Below are 23,520 nucleotides of genomic sequence, written 5' to 3'. Positions count from 1 at the left end.
TCTCCGGGGCTGTTCACGACAGCGCTGTGGAGATTGCTTTTTTTTGTTATTCCAACACGAACCATGGCTGCCGGGACGGCCCGTCATACATCAGCCTGACCTGCCCGGGGTGCCTGCCTTCCTCATCGAACAGAAGCAGTTCGTTTTCTTCCCGCAGCCACTCCGCCGGAACTTTGTAATCCTCCTGGGGACCGATCTGCCAGAAGCGTCCCAGATCATGCCCATTTAGTACGATAAGCCCCTTGCCCATGCCCGTTAACCGCAGCTTCAAGCGAATGTTGTATCCGCTTGGCCACAACGGCCGGCGGAATCGCCACCGGTACCAAACCGGGCCTCCTGCCGTAGCCGTTTCCACGGCTGCATCGACCGCCTTCCAGGCACCCGGTCCAAGCAAGCCGGTTCCGGCCATGGACCATTCCTCTAAGCGTTCCGCATTTCGGAACATGATCAGATCCAAGCGGTTTAGCGGAGATGACACATAAGGCATCTCGATCAAATTGACTTCCCCCGGCTTTACATACCTGGAGATGTCGACGGTGCAAAACGCGAACCAGTCATGGTAACCTTCCAGCTCAACCAGCGTACCGTTGATGCGCAGCCCTTGGCTGACCGCGCCGGCGATGATAGCCCGGTCCATGGCGCCGGGCTCGAATTCCTTCCGCAGCAGCGGGGTGCCGGACGGATGGCTCACTTCGTCCAGGTGGACGGCTGCCCCGTCTTCGCTGCGCCAATCCCGGCGAAGGTCCAATACGCGGCCGCCCCGGTACACCGGGCCGGTGAGCCCTTTAGTCTCGCCCAGATAAGGCGAGAAGTTTAGCCGTCCCATGTGCTGCACCAGAATCTGCAGCCGGTTGGTCCCTTGAACCGTCTTCAACGGGACGGCCGCAGCCCCGACCTGGCGGACCAGCGCCTGCTCCTCCCCGTTGTTGTACACCCGCGCCGTGTCCTGAAGGTCCAGCAGGATCAAGCAGTCTTCGCCGGCCTGTTCACTGTCAAAATCGCAGGCATACAGCAGGTACCCGTAATCCTGCCCAAACCGTCCAAAATCCTGCGGATCTCCGGTAAGGACAGCGCCCTCCGCCACCACCGCCTGCAGCTCAATCGGCGAGCCCTCCCATACAGCGGCGGGGAGCTGAGGCAGCCCGGGCCCGGACGGTTCCCGCGTCTGGAGCTCACCGGCGGTGACGCAGCGCTCGCCTCCGGTCCAATGCCCCAGCAGCAGCACGCTGCGGTCCGGATCGGCAGCAGTGCCTTGAACCCGGCCGTCCTTGCCAACATCGATATCGTCAAGTCCAACGGCATAACGAACACCTTCGCCGGAAAGCCCCTCGATCCGCCACGTCCGGTTGAGTGCATCGCCGGTCAACACGACAAAGCGGATGCTTTGTTCCCCCGCCGAGATGCGGATGATGCCAGGCTCTTCGAAATGGCACATATCGAGCCGCAGCCCTCTGCCGTCGGCAGTGCTTTCGCTAAGGGCGTTAGCACCGTTATCCGTGATAGCGACGGGTTCGGCCGCCTCAATCACGACACAGGAGCGCTGCCCCCGGTCCGCCGCAACGAATAACGTCAGCTCTTTCCCTACGATTTCGTTTCCTATGAGGAGGGAACCCGACGTGAGATGAATCCCCTCGCCAATCGGGATCCGGTCCAGCACCGGGGCGATTTCTCCGGGATGGACCGCAACCGGGACAGTGATACCCCCACCCAGCGTCATATGTACCGTTTCCCGCTCTTCCTGATGGCTTTCCACAAACCACATGTTTCCCTTGCCGGAGCCCCGTCCCCGGACCGAATACCTGCCGGGATGCCGCGGAAACAGAACCTCCTGCTCCGTCACTGCTTCGGCCTGCAGCAGAAATGCGCGGAAGGCGTGCAAAAAGTAAGACAGCTTTTTGACCGAGGCATACTTCTCCGTGATGCGGCCGTACTCATTCAGCGGGGCATCATAGTCGTACGAAGTAACCATATAAATATCGCTGGCACCTACCGTTCTTCCGCCATATCCGCCGAAGTTGGTTCCGCCGAAAAACATGTAATGGCTGATTCCCGTAAAGCCGGCGCGGACAATTTCCATCATCCGCTTTTCGAGCAGCGGCGCGGTTTTCTGTGTGGCCGACGGCCCGCCCCAATGCTCGAACCAGCCTGTCCAGAACTCCGTCACCAGCTTCGGCGTATCGGGCTGCTTGGCCCGCAGTTCCGCGTAATGCCGGTCCGCTCCCGACCAGAAATTGGCTCCCTCGATTGTACCTTCCGCACCGCCCACACAGGTGATCAGCGGTACGTCTATGCCCCGTTTGAGCAGGCCATTGCGTAAATACTGCATGTATCCCCCAGCCTGCTCATCGTCCGCCAAGTAGCCGTATTCATTCTCCACCTGCACCAGAATCACCGTTCCGCCGCGGCTGATCTGACGGTCCCGGATGACCGGTACGATGCGGTCGAAGTACAGGTCGGTGTAGTGCAAATAGGTTTCGTTAACCTGGCGGAACTTTATCCCTTCCTTCGTGCCGAGCCACCACGGATATCCGCCGAAGTCCCATTCGGCGCAAATAAAAGGACCCGGCCGTGCAACGACCCACAGTCCAAGCTCGGCGCACAGGTCCAAAAAAGCCCCGCAGTCGCGGTCGCCCGTAAAATCCCATACCCCTTCCTGCGGCTCGTGCACATTCCAGGCGAAATACGTATCGATGCAGTTCATGCCGGCGAGCTTTGCCTTCATAAGCACCTCCCGCCATTCGCTGCGTGGCATGCGGAAATAATGCAGGGACGCGCTGTTTAGAAATATCCTCTCCCCGTTCAGCATAAAGCTGCGGCTGTCATACGCCAGCTCCGGCGCAGCCGCTTCGCGGCGCGGATCGGTTAACCATGCGGTTGATTGTTCTGCCACCATAAACCCCTTCTTTCTTCTAGCTTCTCTTCTATAGATGCTGTTGCTGTTCTGACGCTAGCCGGTTTCTTTTCGCACGACGAAATCCCCCGGCATCTCCGCGGCAATTCGTTCGGGCCGGAAATATCCGTTACGGGTTCAAATTGGGTGAAACACCGTCGATCACGACAGTGGTGACGGAGTTATCCGCAGCGGTGATTTCCAGACCGGCGGGAGATGTCTTCTGGTCATCAAGCCGCTCCAAATTGCGGTCCGCCGAGGTTTGGTACACTTCCGCCACCGCTGATGCCGGATAGGAGTAGCCGCTTAAGTCAAATGCTATTTTCTTCTCCGAAAGCTCGTTGCGGACGACAAGCACCAGCCTGCCGCGCTCCTCGTCGTAAGCAGCCAGCGTCCGGCCGTCATCCGTCGGAATGATCGTTGCCCCCGGCCGGATAAACTTGCTGAATTGGGCCATGCCATAATACTGCTTGGTCATGGCATACTGCTCTTCGCCGGTGAAGCCCGCATGGATAAATCCCCAGTTGTTGCCCGCCCCTTCGTCCTCGACCGCCTGCCAATACACCCAGGCCGCAGGCTTCATCACTTTCAAGTCGAACATGATGCGCTCCGCCAGCTCCTGCACCGAAGACATATCCTCATGGCTGTGCGGCTCGCTGCCCCCGGTCCCGTATTCGGACATCCATAGCGGTTTGCCCAGCTTGCCGGCAAGCTCCCGCAGCTCCTCCATCCGGCTCCCGTTATAGGAATGGGTGTTGATCTGCGAGATGGCGTCCAGCGTCTCATGATCATAGGCCAGCAGATTCTCTACCGTTTCGTCGATGCTGTTGTCATCGGCGGCGCTGACGCCGGTCCCGGTCAGCCCTTTGCTTGCCAGGGACGCTGCGACTTTGCGGATGAGCAGCGCCTGCTTGTCGGTTGAGAAATGGGCGCCTTCCTGAATATTTCCTTTTTTCCACCAGTTCGAGGATGGCTCGTTCAGCGGATCGAGCGTCCGGAACGTAATGCCCCACTCGTCGCGGTACCTTTTCACCACTTCGGTCAAATAGTCCGCAAAGGCGTCGTACTGATCATCCTTCAGATTATTGCCCCCGTCGACGGCTCCGGTCACCGATCCGCTGACCGTCATCCAGTAAGGCGGCGAATTGGAGAACGCCTCGGCGATGGTCACCCCGCGCTTCAGCGCTCCCTGCAGCACCGATCGCTGGTTGGCGTCGGCCTCCCAGTCCCACCGCCCCTTTTCCGGCTGAAAACCGGGTACGTCGCCCCCGGGGCGGAGCTCCTTCAGTTCCGGATTCTCTCCGCCGCCGATGTTATAACGAACGATTGTGAGGCCAAGCCCCCGATCCGGATCGAAGAGCAGGTCCATCACCTCGTTCTCCTTCTGTTTGTCCTTCCAGCCGCCGAGCACGTTGGCCCACCAGGCCAGCGACGTTCCCCAGCCTTCAAAACCTTCGTATGCTTCCTCCGGCATCAGATGCACCGGCTCGCTTTCAAACGCTGCCGGCTGCGTGCCGCCGATTTCCTTATCCGACTTCATCAGCATGCCTCCTCCCGCGATGACCGCCAGAACCAGGCCGGCGGCTGCCAATCCTATCATTCGTTTACTTTTCCTGCCGGGCTGTGGCACACACCTTCCCCCTTATTTGATGCCGCTGCTGCCGCCGCTGATGTTGGCCTCGTACACGAACCGCTGGCCGAACAAGTACACCAGCACCATCGGAATCGTCAGAAACAGCGAGGCGACCATGACCAGGTTCCACGGCGGCATCTGCCCGCCGCCAACCGTCGTCAGCAGCTGCACGCCCAGCGCGAGCGGCATTTTTTCCGGATCGTTGATATAAATGAGCGGACCCATGAAATTTCCCCAGTTCCAGGAGAACGAGAAAATGGCGATGGCCGCCAGGATCGGGTAAGTCAGCGGCATAATAATTTTCCAGTAGATGCCCGGATGGCCCATACCGTCGATCATCGCCGCTTCGTCCAGCGATTTGGGAATGCCCATCACGAACTGCCGGATCAGGAACACATTAAACGCCCCGGCGAAAAAGCTCGGTACGATCAGCGGATAAAACGTGTTGACCCAGCCCAGGTTGCGGAAAATGATAAACTGCGGAACCATCGTAACTTCTCCCGGAATCATCATCGTGCTCAGCAGCACCACGAACAGGATTTTACTGCCCTTCGCCTTGATCCGCGCAAAGCCGTAGGATACGACCGAGGCGGACAGCACCGAGCCGATGATCGTAATGACCGTAATGATGAGGGAGTTTTTCAGATACAGGCCCAGATTGTTATTGGAAAAGATCGTCACGAAGTTCGACCATTCGAACTCGGCCGGAACGAACGTAAAAGCCGATTTGACCGTCGTCTCGTCACTCGCCAGCGCAATCGAAATCATGTACAGAAACGGAGAGGCCAGCAGCACGCCCACAACGATCAGAAAAACGTAGGCTATCGCTTTTTCAACATGGGATGTCTTACTCATTGGCTTTCCCCTCCTCGTAATGCACCCACAGCGCCGATGAGCGGAAAACGAGCAGCGTCAGCGCCATGATCATAATAAACAGCACCCAGGCGATGGACGAAGCGTAGCCCATTTTGTAGAACTGAAAGGCGTTCTGGAACAGGTACGGCACCACCATCTGACTTGAGTTGTCCGGTCCCCCGGCGGTCGTGATAAACACCTGGGCAAAGGTCTGCAGCGCCCCGATGATCCCGGTCACCAAGTTGAAGAAAATCACCGGCGTCAGCATGGGGAACGTAATGTGGAAAAAGGACTGCGTGCTGCGCGCCCCGTCGATCGCGGCCGCCTCGTACAGCTCCTGGGGCACTCCTTTCATGCCAGCCAGCAGCAGCACCACGCCGCCGCCCACGCCCCACAGCGACATCACGATCAGCGCGGGCTTAACCCAATGTGGATCCAGCAGCCAAGCCGGTCCGTGGATGCCGAAAATCGCCAGCCCTTTGTTGATCAACCCTTCGGTCGGCGCAAGCAGATGAATGAAGAGCAGCGAGCTCGCTACCACCGGCACGACGGACGGGAGATAGAACAAGATGCGGAAGAACGTAATGCCTTTCAGCTTTTTGTTGAGGTAATAAGCAATCCACAGCGAGATGGCCATCCCGACCGGAATCGAGATCAGCGCATAGAAGAAGGTGTTCCCTACCGATTTCCAGAACAGCGGATCGTCGGTCAGCAGCGTCGTGTAGTTGCCGAAACCGATAAAATGCGGCGACTGGAACAGGTCCCAATCAGTGAAGCTCATGTAAATGGAAAATAAAATCGGGCCCAAGGTAAGTCCGATGAACCCGATCAACCATGGCGAAATGAACAGGTAAAACCATTTTCCTTCCCGTTTTCCCACGTCAAGCCCTCCTGTGATGAAGGGAGAAGGCCGCCCCGGCGACTGCCGGAACTTGCCTGCTCCCCAGCTGTCTTCCTACTTGTAAATTTTCTCAAGGCCGCTTTGAATCGAGGTCACCGTGTCGTCCAGCGAAGCTTTGTCGTTGAAGTACACGCCCAGCTTGTCGTTAATGACCTTCATCATTTCGTTCCACTGCGGATTGAGAGGCTCTGCATAAATTTTGGATTCGCTGAAGGCCGCCATGTTGATCTTCTTGCCGCCGTATTCGGCGTTCAGGAATTTGTCGCTGGACAGTCCCGCCTTCGTAGCCGGAGCATCCTGGCCTTTTTCGATCATCGGCATTTGCGCGTCGAGCGTGGTCAGCGCCTCGATTACTTTGAAGGCTTCTTCCTTATGCTTGGATGCGTTCGTGATCGTAAAGCCATTGAAGAAGGCGTTGGTCTCGCCCCAGATCGGCGCGATATCCCAGTTGATGCCCTGCACCTTGGCAAGGGAGCCGATGTTCCAGAACCCGGTCGTTTCCATGGCGATTTTGCCTTGAGCGAACAGCGGGTCTGCACCGATGTTGCCCATGTCAGCGATCTCGGTCGGTGTCGGGCCGGCGCCGTACTTGAAGGTCAGGTCATTCAGGAATTGCAGCGCCTTGCGTACCGGTTCGGTGTCAAAGGTCGGCTTGTTGTGGGCATCCAGCAGCGAGCCTCCATTCTGGTAAATCAGCTGCATCCACTGCGGCCACCAGGAGCCCGGGTAGTAGCCCCACTGCACGGTTTTGCCGTTTTCCTTGATGGTCAGCTTCTGGGCGGCATTCAGGAGGTCTTCCTGTTTCCAATCCTTCGTTGGATAAGAAACGCCGGCTTTATCGAACATGTCTTTGTTGTAAAAGAGAACCATGGCCCCTGCCCGGTCCGGCATGCCGTACTGCTTGCCGTCGTATTTCATCAGGTTCGCAATATCGTCTGTGTACCGCTCGGACATATTGACGTTGTTTTTCTGAATCAGTTCATCCAGCGGAATAATTTGATTCTTGGAGGCATAGGCCTGGTAGTTCTCCGCGATCATCATGATGTCTGGTGCGGTTCCCCCCGCAATCATCGTCTGCACCTTCTGGTCGTAATCCCCAGCCACGAGGTTCAGCTTGACGTTAATGTCAGGATAGGTTTTCTTCACGATATCGAGGCGTTCCTGATAAATCTTCTTCTCATCCTCGGAGCCCCAGATCGTCATGGACAGATCGACCTTCTTGCCGCTTGTCCCAGCCCCGCCTTCCGCCGAAGTCCCGCTGTCCTTGCTTCCGCACGCGGTCAGACCGATCAGCATCGACAACACCAGTAAAGAAATGATTCCAAAGCTTCTTCTTTTCACCCGTTACTCCCCCTCAAATAAAAGTTCAACGACAAAGACGAAATAAATGACCATATTGAAACCCATTTCATGAAATGGGTTTCATAAAGCCGGAATAGAAAACCCGATCCATTTAATGAAAGGGGTTTCATTCCTCGATCATTATATTCCAGCATTTCCCCGAATGTCAACGCTTTCTTTTTGAGGCCCATGCGCAAGCGTTACCGGCGGGCCGGCCCGGTGCTTTGTCTGACGATCAGTTCCGGCTGAAGCGCCGTCTGCTTTTTGGTCTTGCCTCCGCCGATGAGGTCATGAAGCACATCGACCGCCAGCTTGCCCAGCTGATACGTGTTTTGGGAGACGGTTGTCAGCTCCGGGATGACTGCGCTCGCCAGCGGCGTGTCGTCATATCCGACGATGGATATGTCGCCCGGGATGGACAGCCCGTGCTCAATCGTCGCCTTGATCGCCCCGATCGCTGTATAATCGTTGACGCAAATGACCGCCGTCGGCGGATTTTGCTGCTCCAGCAGCCTGGCCATTTGCTCTTTTCCCGAATCGATGGAAAAATCGCCCAGCAGAAGCCGTTCTTTCGGGATTTCCAGCCCGTGCTCCTTCAGCATTTTCTGGATAGCCTTCACTTTGACCATGGTGGTGGCCATTTCCTTCAGCCCGCCCACAAAGGCGATTTCCCGGTGCCCGAGGTCAAGCAGATGCTGGGTGGCCAGGACGGCTCCAGCCGCTTCGTCGGTGTATATACGGTGCAGGCCGCTCTTGGCAATGTTTCCGTTCACGAGCACGATCGGCAGATGCTTGCCGGCTTCGATCAATTCCTGCGCCATCTCTTCAGGACAGTGCTGCAAATTGATCCTGCCGCCGAGAAAGATGATGCCGTCGACCCGCTTTTCCCGGAGAATCGTCAAATACTCGGATTCCCTGCTGTGATCCCCGCCGGTATTGCACAGGAAGAACGTATACCCCTTGTCCCGCGCCTCGTTCTCCGCTCCCCAGAACACTTCCGGAAAAAACGGGTTCGTGATGTCCGGCAGGATGATCGCAATCGTTCCGGTCTCTTTCTTGATCAAGCTGCGGGCAAGCGCGTTCGGCTGAAACTGATGCTTCTCGATGATCGCCATCACCTTTTCCCGTGTGCTGGCACGCACCGGCGCGGTATCGTTAAGCACCCGGGATACGGTGGATACCGATACGTTGGCTTCTTTGGCGATATCGTAAATGGTGATAGGTGTCATATGCGAACCTTCCTCTTTCTGAAATAGTCAATGCTAGATAGAATGAACTAAAGAAATGAATGATTATTGTCCGTAATGGTCCGTTACCAAAGGGAAGCTCAATGCTTAACTTTAGTTCAATCTATGTAATCATAACAGATCCATGACACCGATGAAACGGATTTCATCAACATCCCTGAACCCGACCGCCAGGGCTCCCTGCAATGCAAAAAAGGCCGAATCTCCGAACCTATCGGAAATATCGGCCTTGATTTTAATCTTGAATGTCGTTATTGGTCCGTTTTGGACCCTTTATTCGCGGCAAGCCCAAAGCAGACTGCTTAGACCAGTTCGAGCACAGTAACCGACTTGGAAGGCAGCTCGACGACCAAATGTGTCCCATCCGTCTTGAACGCATCGAACGGCTTCGGCGCGATCCGGTCGGGCTGTTCAAACGTGTTATGCGCATCCAGCTCCTCCGAGGTCAGCGTCGTTCCAGTCACCGTCAGCGATGCCGCCGAAATGCCGCGCAGATCGATCGTTACGGTCGAAGCGCTCTCGTCGTTCAAATTGCACAAGCTGATATGGATTTTTCCTTCGGCGTCCCGCGAGGCGGTTCCCGTCACTTCCGGAATAGCCCGTCCGAAGGCGCTGTATGTACCGCTCTCCAGATTCAGATCCAGCAGCTCCGCATCCTGATGCACTTTATACATATCGAACACATGGTACGTCGGGGTCAGGGCGATTTTTTCGCCTTCAGTCAAAATGACCGCCTGCAGCACGTTGATCGTCTGGGCGATGTTGGCCATCCGCACCCGGTTGCAGTGCTTATGGAAAATGTTCAGGGTTAGTCCCGCCACGAGCGCGTCCCGCAGCGAGTTTTGCTGATACAGGAATCCCGGATTGGTTCCCGGTTCCACGTCGTACCAGGTTCCCCATTCGTCGACGATTAATCCGATCCGTTGGTCAGGGTCATATTTGTCCATAATCGTGCTGTGCTTGGTGATGAGCTCATCCATAAACAGCGCCTTTTCCAGCGTGGTGAACCATTCTTCGCGGCTGAATCCGGTAGCCGGTCCCTTGTTCCCCCATGTTCCCGGGACGGTATAATAGTGCAGCGTAATGGAATCCATATACCGCGCGGCCTCACGCATCAGCACGTCCATCCAGTTGTAATCGTCCGAGTTCGGGCCGCAGGCGATGCGGTGAATCCGGTTGTCCCCGTAGTTGCGGACATACGTCTGGTACTGGCGGTACAAATCCGCATAGTATTCCGGCCGCATGTTGCCGCCGCATCCCCAGTTTTCATTGCCTACACCAAAATAGGTGACCGACCAAGGCTGTTCGCGCCCGTTCTCTTCGCGCAGCTCTGCCATCGGCGATACGCCTCCGAAGGTCAGGTACTCCACCCATTCCGACATTTCCTGCACGGTACCGCTTCCAACATTGCCGTTAATATAAGGCTCACAGCCGATTTGGGCACATAATTCCATGAATTCATGCGTACCGAAGTGATTGTTCTCCACCACGCCGCCCCAGTGGGTATTAATCATCCGTTTGCGGTTTTCCCGCGGTCCGATGCCGTCCTTCCAATGGTACTCGTCCGCAAAACAGCCGCCCGGCCAGCGCAGCACCGGTACCCGGATTTGCTTTAGCGCCTCCACGACGTCATTGCGGATGCCGTTCGTGTTCGGAATCGGCGAATCCTCCCCGACCCAGATGCCTTCGTAAATGCACCGCCCCAAATGCTCCGAGAAGTGTCCGTAAATGTTTTTATTGATTTTGCCTTTAATCGTGTCCGCGTTTAATACGCTGCTCATCCAATAGCCTCCTCTTTCCCGGTTTTCTCCCACACAGTATAGTAGCTTGTACGTTATGCCACAATGATTTATACTGGCCAAAAACTGACCTATCGTGCTTTTTATGGAGGAGGCATTTTATGATTCAATTAGTCAGCTGCGGGCACAACTTCGTTCACTCGGACGGGATCCGGATCGACCGCGGCAGCGGAGCCGGGAATTACGCTTTTGTCCTTTTTCGGAGCAAGGCGGAAGTGGTGATTGACGGCACGGCTTACACCGTGGATAACAATGCCTACATCTTGATGCAGCCCAGCACTCCTTACATGTACCGGGACTTGGAGAAGCCCTTCGTCAACGACTGGTTCCATTGTGAAGGAACGGAGCTTGGCGCATATCTGCAGCAGCTTCAGCTTCCGCTTGACCGTCCGGCCGAAGCGGCTTACCCGGCGTCCGTGTCTCGGGGCATCATGGAGCTTCAAAACGTGAACTGGCTGGGCGGGCCCCACCGTTTGGAAATTATCGACCTAGACCTGCGCAGCCTGCTGATGAAGCTCGCCAATTGGCGGCACCTGCCCCCTGCCCAGGGAAATGCCGGCCGGTATTTGCACCAGCTGTCGGAAATCCGCAGCGAGCTGTACCGTTCACCGCAGGCCTCCTACTCCCTGGACGAGCTCGCGGCAAGCGTCAACCTGAGCAAATCTTATTTTCAGCATCTGTACAAGGATTTGTTCGGATGCTCGGTCTCGTCCGACATGATCAACAGCAGGCTGGAGTACGCGAAATATTTGCTGGATAACAGCTCCCTCTCCATCGGCGGCATCGCTAAGATGTGCGGATATGAGAACGAAACCCACTTCATGCGGCAGTTTAAAAAATTCGTATCGGCAACCCCGAGCGGCTACCGAAAAAGAAAGTAGCGCACCTGCCCTGCGAGTTTACTCCCCTGATTCCATGGGAACAATAGCAGCAACAATAAGTAAAATGGGGCTGCACAACGAATGAGTGACAATCTATGGAATACGATCAAAAACAGCGGTGTCGTCTGGAAAATGCCGCTGGCTGCGGCGCTGTCATGGGAGGCTGCGAAGTGGGCGGGCTCATCACATCCTTATCTCGCCCCGCTGACCGCGATATTGTCCGTACAGGCCACGGTCAGCCAATCGATGCAGTTCGCCTGGCAGCGTGTCTTGGGAACGGTCGCCGGCGTCCTGCTGACGCTCTGTGTAACGCCCTGGCTCCCCCTGAACGGATGGAGTATCGGAGCGTGCCTGTTGGTCGCGGCCTTTGCCATCCAGTGCCTGAGGCTGGACCACACCATGGTGACACAGGTGTCCCTCAGCATTCTGCTCGTGCTGTTCTTTCAGCACAAAATGCCCAGCTATTCGCTCGACCGGATCCGGGATACAATCATCGGCGCCGTGTTAGCGGTATTGGTGCAGTCGCTGCTGTTCCCGCCGGATTCCATCCCATCCGCCAAGCAAAAAATGACCCGCTTCGCGGACCATTTGGCAAGTCATTTTATCAAGGCCGGGCAATGGGTGGAGAAGGGATGTCCTCCAAGTGAAGCCCAAACGCTGAAATGGACTTGGCAGGCGCTGTTTCAGGAGCTGCACCAAGCGACGACCGAGCTGGACAAGGCGGCCCAGAGCTTGCGGTACCACCCTTTTGCCGCCAAGAAGCGCGATCTGCTGAACCGCCTGACCCGGCAGATGGAGCAGCTGCGTTCGGGCTACGCCAATTTGTCGGATATGATCCGGGTGCTGGGGCAGTGGTCGCAGACCGGCCATTTTACCCGGGAACAGCAGCAGCAATGGGCCGACCACCTGCAAGAACTCGCCCAGGTGATCAAGCGGTGGCATACCGGCCTCGGCATCTCCACAGAAGTCAGCGCCGGCAAGTTCAGCCTGAGCCTTCACGCTCCGGAGCATTGGGAGCAGGAGCAGTACCCTCTCGCCTTGTATATGAATGCCGGGCAGCTGCTTCAGGATTTTGGCGGGGAATCCGCGTTCTCCTTGTCCCGCAGCAGCCCGTAGTCCTCCGGTGTGTCCACGTCGAGGAACAGATCCGGCGATTCGAAAGGGACAGAGATTCCCAGCCTTCCGTGACGGATCAGCTGCCGGGCTCCCTGGTCCCCTTGCAGCCGGAGCAGCTCCGGAAACATCCGCCGGTGGCAAATGACCGGCGGTCTCGCCAGACCGCCGAACTCCGCGGCGGCGAAATGAATCGCTTCCCGTTCCGATGTCTGACCGTAGCGGCAGAGCAGTTCGTTGATCATTGCAGCTGTGACGCAGGGCTGGTCTGCGAGCAAAATCATAACCGCTTCGGCCCCCGCATTCATCGCCGCCTCCACCCCGCACCGGATCGAATGCGCCTGTCCTGAATGCGCATCCGGACAGCGGACAAGCGTCCACTTTGGTCTAAAGCGGTCGCTGCCAAGGGCTGCGTCCATCCAATCCGCCTTCCCTTCGGCGGTCACGATCCATATATGCGCCAGTCCGGCCTCCATTGCGGCAAGCAGAGCGTGATTGCCAAGCTCAATCCCCCTCAGCGGCAGACCAAGCTTATTCGTTCCCATCCGGCTGCTTTGTCCCGCCGCCAAATAAATGCCATGGACACTATGTCGCTTCATAAGATAAGCGCCTCTTTCGGGAAGTTCGGTACACCTGGATTAATTCGGCCACGATGCTGAAGGCGATCTCTTCCGGACCTTCTGCTCCGATGGGCAAACCAACAGGGGCGTGCCATTGCTCCGGCAGGGAGCCGCTTTCGAGAAGCCGCTGCGTTCTGCGTTTCGAGCCCAGGAGACCGACATATGCCAGGTTATGGCCGGAGAGGATCCGGATGAGCTCCCGGTCCCTCCGGAAGTGATGCGTCATGATGACCACGTAATCGTTTGGCGTCCACCGCATCCGTCCGGCCGTTTCCTCCGGGAAGCCGTCAAGCAGCGTGCGGGCATCCGGAAAAAAGCTTCGGTCGCACAGGGCTGCCCTCCAATCGGCGACGGTAACCGTAAATCCGGCGGCGGCCGCAAAGGAGGCCAAAGGCCTGGCATCCGGCCCGGCACCGAACAGGGTCAGCCGGGGTTTGGGGAAATACGTGTGGACGAATACTTCCTCCGTCTCTCCCGGCACGATCTGCATCCCGCTCCGCCACCCTATCCGGGCAGCTGCCCAATCCAGCAGAGCCTTCGGAAACGACCCCGGCCATTCGCCGAACCGGTGCCTGGAGCTGGTGACAAAGCTGTATCCGACACCCAGAGGGTCCGTGCTATTTTTTAGAATCAGCATCACTTCGGTCTGATCGTCCAAATACTCCTTCAGCATCTGCAGATGCCCCCGCAGCTGGTCGCCGACGGCCACAGCCGTAACCTGAATCACGCCTCCGCAGCCCGGTCCTTCCCCCCAGGACAGCGGATCGGCAGTGTCCAAGTCGAATGTATAGGTGCACGGAACCCCGGCTGCCAACAGCTCCGGCACGCGGGCTGCGATATCCGCTTCCAGGCAGCCGGCGCTCAGCACGCCGATCTGCGTTCCGTCCTCGAACAGCAGCATGGATGCTCCCTCTTTACGGTAGGCGCTGCCCTCCACCCGGGTAATGGTCGCCAGCACGCTGCGCTGTCCGCACTGCTGAAGTGCTTCCAGAATCCGATGAATGTCTTCCAAGCGTGTTCCTCCTTTTAGCTGCTGCCGGTTGTTGGGCCGCCTTCCTTGTTCGCTGCCAGCGCCGCCATGATCGCCCCGTGAATTTCTTCATACGAGGTGCAGCGGCATATGTTCGATTCCAGCCACAGCCGGATCGTCTCCGGATCCGCGTCCGGATACGCGCTCAGCAGCCCTTGACCGTTCATGATAAATCCCGACGTGCAGTAGCCGCATTGGAACGCCTGCTTCAAGACAAATTGTTCCTGGACCGGCGAATGCTTCAGCCCTTCAATCGTGGTGATACGCTGTCCGTCCGCCTCTACGGCGAGCATCAGGCAGGACTTCATCGGCAGCCCGTTCAGGATGACAGTGCAGGCGCCGCAGTCCCCGTTCTCGCAGCCTGGCTTGCACCCGGTTAAGCCAAGGTGGTCCCGAAGGGTATGCAGCAGCGTCTCCGCCGCACGGACCCAGAGCCACCTGCGCTCCCCGTTGACCTCCAGCTCGAGCGGGTAGATCGCATTCGAGTTCGAGCTTGCGCTTTCCAGGACGTTCACCTTCCTTCCAAAGCATGAATGGCGTCTTTGACGGTTTGCTTAAATAAAAAGAGCCGGTAATCGGCCGTGCCTTCCGTATTGGTCAGCGGCGGTGCCGGGAGCCGTCCAGCTGCCTGGAGGGCCCGCTCTTCCGCCGATAGCCCGGGGGTGTTCAGCACCTGCTCGATGGAGGCCGAACGGAACGGGAACCCGCAGACCCCGCTGAATGCCGCGCGGATGCGGCTACCCTTTTTCACGGCAACCAAGGTCACCAAGGGGTAACCGACATTACCGATCTGCCGCTTCTTGACATGGACGGACGGCAGAGATACGAATTCACGGTCCGTCACGGTCTGCAGCAGAAATTCTCCGGGTTCCAGACGGATCTGCCCGCGGAAGACTTCGTGGATCGCAGCCTCCCTGACGCCGCCTTTCCCTGCGATAACCAGGCGGCTGTCAGCCACAAGCAGCGGGAGAACCGCTTCCCTGTAATAGATTCGGCCGCACAGGTTGCCCCCGAGCGTAATTTTGTTGCGGGACGTCTGGTCGGCGACGCCCTGGGCCGCCCTGCCGAGCAGAGGGAAGAGGTTCGCGCCGGTGACGGCGGACAGCGTGACGCAGCCGCCGATGATCAGGTCATTTTCGCGGAACTCCATGACATTGCATTCGGGGATCGCTTTTACATCGACGACCGCTCCCGGCCGAACGCGATTCAGCCTGGCCATCGTAATGATTTCCGTTCCTCCGGACCAATACATCGGGTCCTTCCCTTGGGTTTGCAGCGCCTGAAAGGCATCGGCCGCGTCTTTCACTGAAGACGGGCGGTAATATTCAAAGTCAAATGGGATCATGGGCCGTCCTCCAGATCCGCTCCGGGGTAAGCGGTAGCCGATTTAGCGCGATGCCCGTTGCTGCCGACAAAGCGTTGGCGAGTGCAGCTGGCATGCCGATCACGCCATGCTCGCCGATGCCCCGCAGGCCGAATGGCGCCTCCGCATTCGGCGTTTCGACGAAATCGACGAAATACGCCGGCTGCTCTCCGTAACGCAACATGTGATAAGTCCGGAACTGCGGATTCAGCACCTGGGCCTCTTCATTGAACGCAAAGGCCTCCCTGCTGGCAAGGCCCAGCCCCATGCTCATGCCTCCGGTGATTTGGCCGCGGGCGAAAACCGGATTGATCACCCTGCCGGCATCAATAATGGTTGCCGCCTGCAGGATCCGATAGCTATAATCCCTCGTATCCAGCTCCACTTCCACCATCTGTGCGCCGACCGTCCATTCCGGGCCCGGTTTTCCTTTGCCGGTCATCGGGTCCAGCTCCTTAATATCCCGCATCGCATAACTGCCGCGGCCGATGACCTGGCTTCCAATCGTCCCCCCCTCCGGAAGTTTGTATCCAAATGCAATCCTGGTGATCTCTATGCCGATCCCCGGATCCCGCATACTGTAAACCCTTCCGCCTCCAATTTCCAGCTCGGCCGACGGGAGCTGAAGTACCCGGGCAGCCGTGTTCTTCAGCTGTACGATGGCATCGTGCGCCGCCGCCCGAATCGCGTTGCCGACCAGAAAAGTGCTGCGGCTTGCAACGGTTTTCCACAGCTGCGGCTCGGTCTCCGTATTGACGTCAGTGCTGATCGATACTTTATGCACATCCATTCGGAGCAGCTCGGCTACCATTTGGGTGAGGGACGTCCGCGTGCCCTGCCCGATCTCCACAGCACCGCAAAGCAAATTCACGCTGCCATCGGCATTGAAAATGATGACCGCCCCCGCACCGGCATCGGCGGGGGTATTGGAATTTTTCCACATACAGCATACGCCCCTGGCTTTGACAAAGTGGCCTTTTGCTTCAATCAAGGGCTGCTCATCCCATCGGATCATATCTTTCAGCTTGGCGATACACATCGGGAGATTGCCTACCGTACTCCGGTCCAGCAGCGTTTGCGTCGGCGTCGTGTCACCGGGCCCGATCGCATTCAGAAAGCGGAACTCCAGCGGATCCATGCTGAGGCGTGCGGCCATGACATCCATTGCCCGCTCGATGGCAAACGTCAGCTCGGGATGTCCAAACCCGCGAAATGAAGTGGAATACGGGTGATTCGTATACATGCAGAGCGAGTCGCACTGCAGATTGTCGATTCGGTACGGACCCGAGCAGTCGCTGGCTCCGGCCTTGCTCATGATCGGTCCCCGGTCCGAGTAGGCTCCTCCGTCAAACCAGTGCGTAATTTCCGCGGCAGCGATTTTTCCATCGGCGGCACAGCCCAGCTTGACTCTCGATTCCAGCCCGATATGCACCGGGGAAGAGACCATGTCGCGCTCCCTTGAATTGACCAGCTTGACCGCTTTTCCCCCTACGGCCCTTGAAGCCAGAAAAGCGAGAAACTCCAGCTGAACGGCCGCCTTCCCGCCAAACCCACCGCCAACGAGCGGGGTGTGAACGATGATTTGCTGCAGCGGGATATGAAAGTATCTGTTGATTTGGCTGCGGATAATGTAGGGGGACTGCGAGGCGGAATGGATGACGGCTTTGCCGTCCGGCAGCAGCTCCGCCGTACTGCAGCGCGGTTCCATCGCGGCATGATCCGATTGCGGCATGCTCACCCGGACCTCGATCGTGTGGATGCTGCGGCTCCATCCTTCCTCCATGTTTCCTTTGCGGATCCGGTTGCGGCTTGCAACGTTGGTGCCGGGCTCCGGATACACCTCCTCATAATGCTTATACTCGGCCAAATTTTCATGTATGAGCGGCGCGTCCGGCTTATAGGCCTCCAGCGGGGACTGAACAAGCGGCAGCGTTTCGTATTCCACGCGGACCTGCAGCGCCGCCATTTCCGCGATATATTCCGCATCCGCCACCACCACGGCAACCGGCTCGCCGAAATACCTCACCTTGTCTATGGCCAGCGGCGGCCGGTCTTCCAGCGGAGAACCGGTGAGCACCGGGAAGTCCTCTCCTGTGATGACCGCACGGACGCCCGGAATACTCCGGGCCGCGGAGGTATCGATCGACAGCATCCGGGCATGGGCATGCGGGCTGACAGCCAAGGCGGCGTGCAGCAGGCCGGGTTTCGAGGTATCTCCCGTGTAACGGGCCGCCCCGGTTACTTTCTGCCCGGATTCTTTTCTCAGAACTTCTTTTCCGATGGACGAGGCGATATCGGCTCCCTCCTTTCATCCCCATCGTTGTGATAGATGCACATCCTCTACTGCCTATTTATATGGGAAATGCATTGTCCCTAGTATTCGGGTTTATACGCGAGCCCCATAAAAACGTCTATTGATGTACATTCAATGTAGACAATCGGTAGTTTCTCTGGGGAATTAAGGAAGCCAAGCCGCTGAAGCTTTTACCACTCTTATACCTAAAAAAACTGCCCGGCGGACATGTATCCTGTCCGTTCGGGCAGCGGGTTCATTTCCATCCCTGTGTATGGTGACCTGCTTTCGAGTTCAGAGCTCCGCCATCGGAGCCTTTTCATCCTCTCCAGGGCTTTTCTCTACCCCATCTATATTTGACGAATCGCCGGACTGATCATGCGGCACCGTGACGGTAACCGTGCGGGCTGTTTGATTTCCCGCTTGATCGGACGGCGTGTACGTAATCGTATACGTGCGTGACTTTTCGGCGCGCAGGCGGAATGACGTGGCTGCCGAGCCGATTTCGGCTTCGGCAAGCTTAACGCCCGAGCGAGGACTGCACCGTGCCGTGCAGCCGCAGCTCCGCCATATTGCCAAACCAGGTTCCGGCGTTGTACATCCGGATGTAGCGGTAGGCTTCCTTTCCGTTGATCGGCAGCACCTGCCAGTCTGCGGTAGATTGCGCCGGCGATGTCAACGCCGTCCACTCCGTCAGATCGTTGGACCCTTGGACGACCGTCCCTTTGATCCGTGAAAAATAACTGTCCTGCCTTGCCATCAGCTCCACGCCTGTGAGCTGTGCTTGATGGCCCTCTTTCAAGTCAAAAACGATATATCCGCCGGCCCCGCCCCCGTTCAGGCGGAAGTCGGAAATGGTACCGGCATCGGCATCGAACAGATTCGCGACATTTTTAAGGGTGTCCGCCGCCGCCCGCCCGGTTGAATCGATGAAATCGGCCGCTTGCAGGACATCGATGACGTCATCGTTCCGGCTGACGAACAGCTTCGAGTTATCCGTCGTCAATACCTGCGGTGTTCCCGGCGTTCCGTCTGCCTTGGTATAGGTAATGTTAAACTTGACGTTCCCGGTGGGTGCGTCATCCGATAATACGGTGTCCGCCGTCCAATGACGCTGATCATCCGTACGGACTTCGGCCTCCTCACCCTGGATACTGACCCTCACTTGGCTGATCGTCTCCTTGGAAGTAAAAGATAGCTGAACCGGGTCGCCGGGAACGATCCGCTGCTTCAGGGCATGTTCCGATGCAATCGACACCGAGTCCAGATCGTTGTGGATTTCGTGGCGCTGTCCCTCGATCCGGAATTCGCTCACTTCAAGCATGGTGCTCTGCGGTGCGATCATCTGCATCTTCAAATAGCGGAACGGCTCCTGCCGGTAAGCCTCGTCGACCTCTAGCCTTTGCATGTCCTCCGTGAGCCCGGTCGACCCGGACGTTAAGCGGGTCCAGGTCTCGCCGTCATTGGAACCGAACACCGCGATGCCCGCAATCCGCTCCGGAAAGCTTCGCCGTCCCTGGATCTGGAAGGCGTCTGCGGACACTTTGAAGCTGCTGCCGAAATCGATCGTGTGGAACAGATCGGCAGCCAGTCCATAGGCCGCAAAAGTATTATCGTCCCCATCCGTCAGACTGCTCAGGTAATCACCGAAGGAGGAAGCCACCACGACCCCCGCCGTATAATCCAGGCTTCCGTCGGAAAGATGCGGGGTTAACGGCTCAAGTTCCTTCGCCGCCCGCAGAACGTCGGACAGCTTGCGGTCAAAGAGCTCGTCGCTTGCTTCCCCGATGGAAGCCAAGGCATCAGCATAGGTCTGCTTAAAGTGTTCCAGGGACGAAGACACGTAACCTGTGTTGGAGTCATAATTTGCTGCCGCGGCATCCACGGCAGACTTCCTGTCTTCTGTCACGTCGAAGCGGACGTTCCGTGTCGCGACGGTCGTTCCGTCGGTGGCTGTGACGGTGAAGGCGTAAGTGCCGGCCTGCTCAGGCTTATAACGGAACGCGCCGGTATCCGGATCCAGCTCGGCGCCCGCCGGCAGCCCCTCCGTCTCGTAGGTCACGCGATCGTTTGAACCCGGATCGGTGGCGGAAAAATCATAAGACGTTGCGGCACCCACAGAAGTGACCCGCTCCAGATCGCCGCTTCCCGCCTTAAATACCGGTGGCGTCAGCTGCTCCCCTGCCTTGACGTTCAGGCTGTCGATACTTACTTTTGTTCCGGGGCCGGTCACCTTCCAGTACACGATGCTGTGGTTGGGGTCGACCTGACTGTACGTCACATGATCGATGCCCATATCATAAGTGATGTACCTCCACTCGCCCTTGGTATCCGGCAGCGTCAGCATATGATAAGGCGCGGAGCCCATCGCCCTGCTCATCGCTAGCTGCGCCGGGCCGTTCGTCCGGAACCTCAAGCCGACCAGGAGCGGCTTCGAGCGGTCGCCGTAAGCCACGTTCAGCGGCGCCAGCCAGCTGCCGTTCTCCGTGGCTTTGACCTCGATATACGAAACGTCCCCGTCCTTCCGTGTCGCTGCATTTTTGTCAAATGCCGTATAGCGCTCCTCAACGTCGATCCGCGCGCTGTCTTGCTGCGCTTTGGGAACAAGCTTATTCCCTTCGGCACCGGCCTTTTTCGGAATGTACAGCCAGAAGTCCCCGCCTCCGTCGACGTTGTCCCACGCCTGTTCCAGATTGCCTTTGTAATAATAGTTGGATGGCGGGCGCTTCTCGAACAGTTCGGTCAGATAAGGAGCTTCCTTCTTCAGGTTCAAGCCCTCGGTGTACTTGTAATAGAAGTAGATGTCCCAAAAATTCGTCGTGACCATTCTCCCCCGGTACATTTCGGACAGCTGCTTGTAGATGATGAGCGGCTTGCCGTCCGGATCCGTACTCGCGGCCACCGGGGTCCACGGGGTATCGTAGCCCAGCATGTAACGGCTGAAATAATCGGCCGCGCTCAAGATCCGGTTATTCAAAAATTCATATGAGTTCACAGCGTTGTTGGCGGTTGAAACCGTGCCTTTGACAGGGTCCACCTTCGTTCCCTGTGCCAGCAGCAGCCGCGACAGAATGGCCGCATTGTTCAGATCGCCGCCGCCATGGGCTTGGTCCCTTCCCATTTCGACATGCTGTACGCGCGGGGTTGTGAGCTTTTCACCCGTCACGGCATCGGTATCCACCAAGCGAAAGAGCGCTTGGATGGAGCCGTTAATGCCCTGATTTACAGCGGTTTTGTTGACGGTGAACCATTCGACGCCCTCATTGTACCGATCACGGTTGTCAGTAAAAATATAGCCCGCCATCGCCCCGAGCAGCGGATACGTATGCTGATTCATGAAATGGTTGTTGTCATGCTGGAAGGTCTCGATCACCGGTGTGATCAGATGGTTCGTAAAATCGGCCGTATCCTGCTCCGTCCACTTCAGGCTCTCTGTACGGTAACTGGTATATCTCAGAATTTCCGCCGCGGTCACCATCCGGTTCAGCGGAATTCCCGTGTGGATGTGGGCATCCTGAAAATACTTGTATTTAGCCGGATCCATCTGGGACCAGATTCGGATGATGTGCAGCGCATTTCCGCGGTATGTCTCGTCTCCAGTAATATAGTACAGCAGCGCTTGCGTGTAAGCTTTCAGCCCGTCGGCAATAAATCTGGAGTTGATCCCCTGGCTGTCGAATGCGTCGCTGCCCGGCTTGGACGGATCGGCCGCACTCTGATTGCTGGAGGTGACATCCTTCGCTGCGGACGAGGAGATAAGCATCGCTTGGTAATAGGAATACCAGGGCTCCTTTTTTTCCAGGACCTGAGTCCGCACGTTCTCCAGAATCTCTTTCGTCAATCCGACGCCGGGGTGCTTGAATCCGCTGCTGACGGTTTCATGAATTTCCACCCTGTAGTCTGTCATTGCAGCATCCCCATTACCGGATGCAGTCTCTGCCGCCGCCCGGTTTGAAGGGAACAGCGGGATCAGCAGTGAGATCGTCAGCAGCACGATGCCCGCACGCCTCCAAACCTGACTGAACGGAGCCTTATGCTTCACTTCCATGATCATCTTCCTTTCCTTCTGAAAATGTACTGCCGTTTAAGTCAATCCGCTCTGCGAGCTTTCCTCCTCGGCTCCAGCACTTTCGGCTGGAATACTTGCCTGCATCCCTCCTTTTTATAAATGATTTGATTTGATGAATCCGCTTACAATTAACTCTTATAAAAAACGGTTCCCTATCTATCTTAGAAAATGACCGCCATGCCTGGTATGCAGTTTCTTTAGGCCGATGTGCCGCTTTTTTTGGCAGTTGAATAAAGACCCCGCCAACAGGTGGACAGGGTCTTTCGGTTTCTTATTTAGAGATCGGCATTCGGACTGGGTTCGCCCACCCCTTCACCAGATCAGGAAATCCATTCCTTTCAGACGGAGCACCGCTTCGATCAGAAAATAGTCCCCATAGATGATCGGCACGGCGTAATCCCCGTTGCGCCCGTGATACGAACCGGTTCCGCCGCCGACGATGGCGTCTTCGGCCGGATTCCAATTGCAGAAGCGCTCGTCCGTGGCCTGCAGGATGCGAAGCGCGGCATTTACATACAGCGGCTTCTCCAGCGCTGGCAGGGCCTCGGCGATTTCCAGCAAGCCACAGGCCGCGCACATGCCGGCGGTCGTGTCCCAAGCCACCGGCTCGTCCGGAGCCCGGAAGTCGACCAGCGGGACATAGCCCGTCGCCGCCACGTTCGCGATGAAATAGTGCGCGACCCGCTTGGCCGCCTCGAGGTACCGGGCTTCACCCGTATAACGGTGGCTCAGCGCGAAGCCGTACAGCGCCCACGCCTGCCCGCGGGACCAGGCGGAGCCGGTCCCGTAGCCCTGGCCTCCCGGCGCTTCCACAAACGAGCCGTCCTCCGGGCTGAGGATGACGATATGGTTGCACGAGCCGTCCGGACGGACGACGTTTGCCAGCGTCGTGTCGGCATGCTGCCGTGCGATAACATCGAAGCGCGGATCGCCCGTCTCGCGGCTTGCCCAATACAGCAGCGGGATGTTCATCATGCAGTCGACGATGATCCACCCGGTGCAGTCGTCGTTCCAGGCGCGGATGAACCGGCCCGCCGGGTTGTAACGTCCGGCGAGCAAATTCGCTGCATGCATGCCGCGTGTTTTGGCGCGGGCGCTGCCGGTCAGGCGGTAATTGGCGACCGCCGAATGCAGCCACATAAAGCCGACATCATGATGAAGGCCGTCGTAGCCTTCCAGCGCGGCGTCCAGCTTGCGCTCGACGCTCTCGGCCGCCGCCCGGTACTTCGCTTCCCCTGTGGCGTGATACATCTGCCAGAGCATCCCCGGCCAGAACCCGTTGGTCCACCAGTATATATCCGTCTCGGCCTTATCTTCGCGATATGCGCCGTTCTCCGGAATATACGGAATCCGGTCGCCGATCCGGTCCACTTCGGCCGACATTTTCACCTGCAGCTTATCCCATACGTCATCCAGCCACTGCCGCTCCTCTGCCGTCACTCCGGCCGGCGTCGCCGGCTTTTTCACATTGTTCTTAACCATCTA

The 23,520-nt window shown here is 57.6% G+C and carries 17 protein-coding genes; 2 read left to right on the top strand and 15 right to left on the bottom strand.

The features are described 5' to 3' along the window. Window positions 1-46 precede the first annotated feature (46 nt). From MKY74_RS14055 to MKY74_RS14025, 7 genes are all read right to left on the bottom strand, one after another. On the bottom strand, window positions 47-2,893 hold the full coding sequence (locus MKY74_RS14055; RefSeq protein ID WP_084203787.1) for a beta-galactosidase: 2,847 nt from the start codon (window positions 2,891-2,893) through the stop codon (window positions 47-49). Window positions 2,894-3,020: 127 nt separating this feature from the next. Continuing rightward, a complete protein-coding gene (locus tag MKY74_RS14050; RefSeq protein ID WP_244169205.1) occupies window positions 3,021-4,490 on the bottom strand; it encodes a glycoside hydrolase family 30 protein in 1,470 nt (489 codons plus the stop codon). Between the two features lie 42 nt (window positions 4,491-4,532). After that, window positions 4,533-5,378, bottom strand: a complete 846-nt coding sequence (locus MKY74_RS14045; protein ID WP_076168691.1) for a carbohydrate ABC transporter permease — start codon at window positions 5,376-5,378, stop codon at window positions 4,533-4,535. Then, the gene (locus tag MKY74_RS14040; RefSeq protein ID WP_076168693.1) at window positions 5,371-6,258 is read right to left on the bottom strand and encodes a carbohydrate ABC transporter permease; all 888 of its coding nucleotides are present in this window, start codon (window positions 6,256-6,258) and stop codon (window positions 5,371-5,373) included. The genes MKY74_RS14045 and MKY74_RS14040 overlap by 8 nt, the downstream gene beginning before the upstream one ends. Window positions 6,259-6,333: 75 nt before the next feature. Next, on the bottom strand, window positions 6,334-7,620 hold the full coding sequence (locus MKY74_RS14035) for an ABC transporter substrate-binding protein (RefSeq protein WP_244169206.1): 1,287 nt from the start codon (window positions 7,618-7,620) through the stop codon (window positions 6,334-6,336). A 200-nt stretch (window positions 7,621-7,820) separates the two neighbouring features. Next, window positions 7,821-8,849 carry a LacI family DNA-binding transcriptional regulator gene (locus MKY74_RS14030; protein WP_076168695.1) on the bottom strand — a complete coding sequence of 343 codons (1,029 nt, stop codon included), beginning with the start codon at window positions 8,847-8,849 and terminating at the stop codon, window positions 7,821-7,823. 320 nt (window positions 8,850-9,169) lie between these two features. Beyond that, window positions 9,170-10,648 carry an alpha-N-arabinofuranosidase gene (locus MKY74_RS14025; protein WP_076168697.1) on the bottom strand — a complete coding sequence of 493 codons (1,479 nt, stop codon included), beginning with the start codon at window positions 10,646-10,648 and terminating at the stop codon, window positions 9,170-9,172. Window positions 10,649-10,767: 119 nt separating this feature from the next. On the opposite strand from MKY74_RS14025, the gene MKY74_RS14020 reads away from it, so the two are divergent. Further along, on the top strand, window positions 10,768-11,547 hold the full coding sequence (locus MKY74_RS14020; RefSeq protein ID WP_076168700.1) for a helix-turn-helix domain-containing protein: 780 nt from the start codon (window positions 10,768-10,770) through the stop codon (window positions 11,545-11,547). Between the two features lie 81 nt (window positions 11,548-11,628). Continuing rightward, entirely contained in the window at window positions 11,629-12,663 is a 1,035-nt protein-coding gene (locus MKY74_RS14015) for an FUSC family protein (protein WP_076168702.1), read from the top strand. Here the strand turns inward: MKY74_RS14015 and MKY74_RS14010 are convergent. The 8 genes from MKY74_RS14010 to MKY74_RS13975 form a co-directional block, all read right to left on the bottom strand. Beyond that, complete coding sequence (locus MKY74_RS14010) at window positions 12,612-13,259, bottom strand: nucleotidyltransferase family protein (RefSeq protein ID WP_076168704.1); 648 nt, start codon at window positions 13,257-13,259, stop codon at window positions 12,612-12,614. The two genes, MKY74_RS14015 and MKY74_RS14010, sit on opposite strands and share 52 nt — an antisense overlap. After that, window positions 13,246-14,292, bottom strand: a complete 1,047-nt coding sequence (locus MKY74_RS14005) for an XdhC family protein (RefSeq protein WP_076168706.1) — start codon at window positions 14,290-14,292, stop codon at window positions 13,246-13,248. The genes MKY74_RS14010 and MKY74_RS14005 overlap by 14 nt, the downstream gene beginning before the upstream one ends. A 14-nt stretch (window positions 14,293-14,306) precedes the next feature. After that, the gene (locus MKY74_RS14000) at window positions 14,307-14,825 is read right to left on the bottom strand and encodes a (2Fe-2S)-binding protein (protein WP_279628447.1); all 519 of its coding nucleotides are present in this window, start codon (window positions 14,823-14,825) and stop codon (window positions 14,307-14,309) included. After that, window positions 14,822-15,655 (bottom strand): FAD binding domain-containing protein, encoded by an 834-nt coding sequence (locus tag MKY74_RS13995; protein WP_076168708.1) that lies wholly within the window; start codon window positions 15,653-15,655, stop codon window positions 14,822-14,824. Before MKY74_RS13995 ends, MKY74_RS14000 begins: the two co-directional genes overlap by 4 nt. After that, window positions 15,642-17,966, bottom strand: coding sequence for a xanthine dehydrogenase family protein molybdopterin-binding subunit (locus tag MKY74_RS13990; RefSeq protein WP_076168710.1), 2,325 nt, complete (start codon window positions 17,964-17,966; stop codon window positions 15,642-15,644). The genes MKY74_RS13995 and MKY74_RS13990 overlap by 14 nt, the downstream gene beginning before the upstream one ends. A 294-nt stretch (window positions 17,967-18,260) precedes the next feature. Beyond that, window positions 18,261-18,545, bottom strand: a complete 285-nt coding sequence (locus tag MKY74_RS13985) for a DUF5011 domain-containing protein (RefSeq protein ID WP_144025363.1) — start codon at window positions 18,543-18,545, stop codon at window positions 18,261-18,263. Next, window positions 18,487-22,020, bottom strand: a complete 3,534-nt coding sequence (locus MKY74_RS13980) for a putative Ig domain-containing protein (RefSeq protein WP_076168712.1) — start codon at window positions 22,018-22,020, stop codon at window positions 18,487-18,489. The genes MKY74_RS13985 and MKY74_RS13980 overlap by 59 nt, the downstream gene beginning before the upstream one ends. A gap of 327 nt (window positions 22,021-22,347) precedes the next feature. After that, the gene (locus tag MKY74_RS13975) at window positions 22,348-23,517 is read right to left on the bottom strand and encodes a glycoside hydrolase family 88 protein (protein ID WP_076168714.1); all 1,170 of its coding nucleotides are present in this window, start codon (window positions 23,515-23,517) and stop codon (window positions 22,348-22,350) included. Window positions 23,518-23,520 lie beyond the last annotated feature (3 nt).

Origin of the sequence: Paenibacillus sp. FSL R5-0378, assembly GCF_038009285.1 — a bacterium.
In the GTDB taxonomy this organism is placed as follows: Bacteria; Bacillota; Bacilli; order Paenibacillales; family Paenibacillaceae; genus Paenibacillus_AQ; species Paenibacillus_AQ favisporus.
Note: the sequence above shows the minus strand (reverse complement) of the source record. Positions and strands in the feature narration are given on the sequence as shown.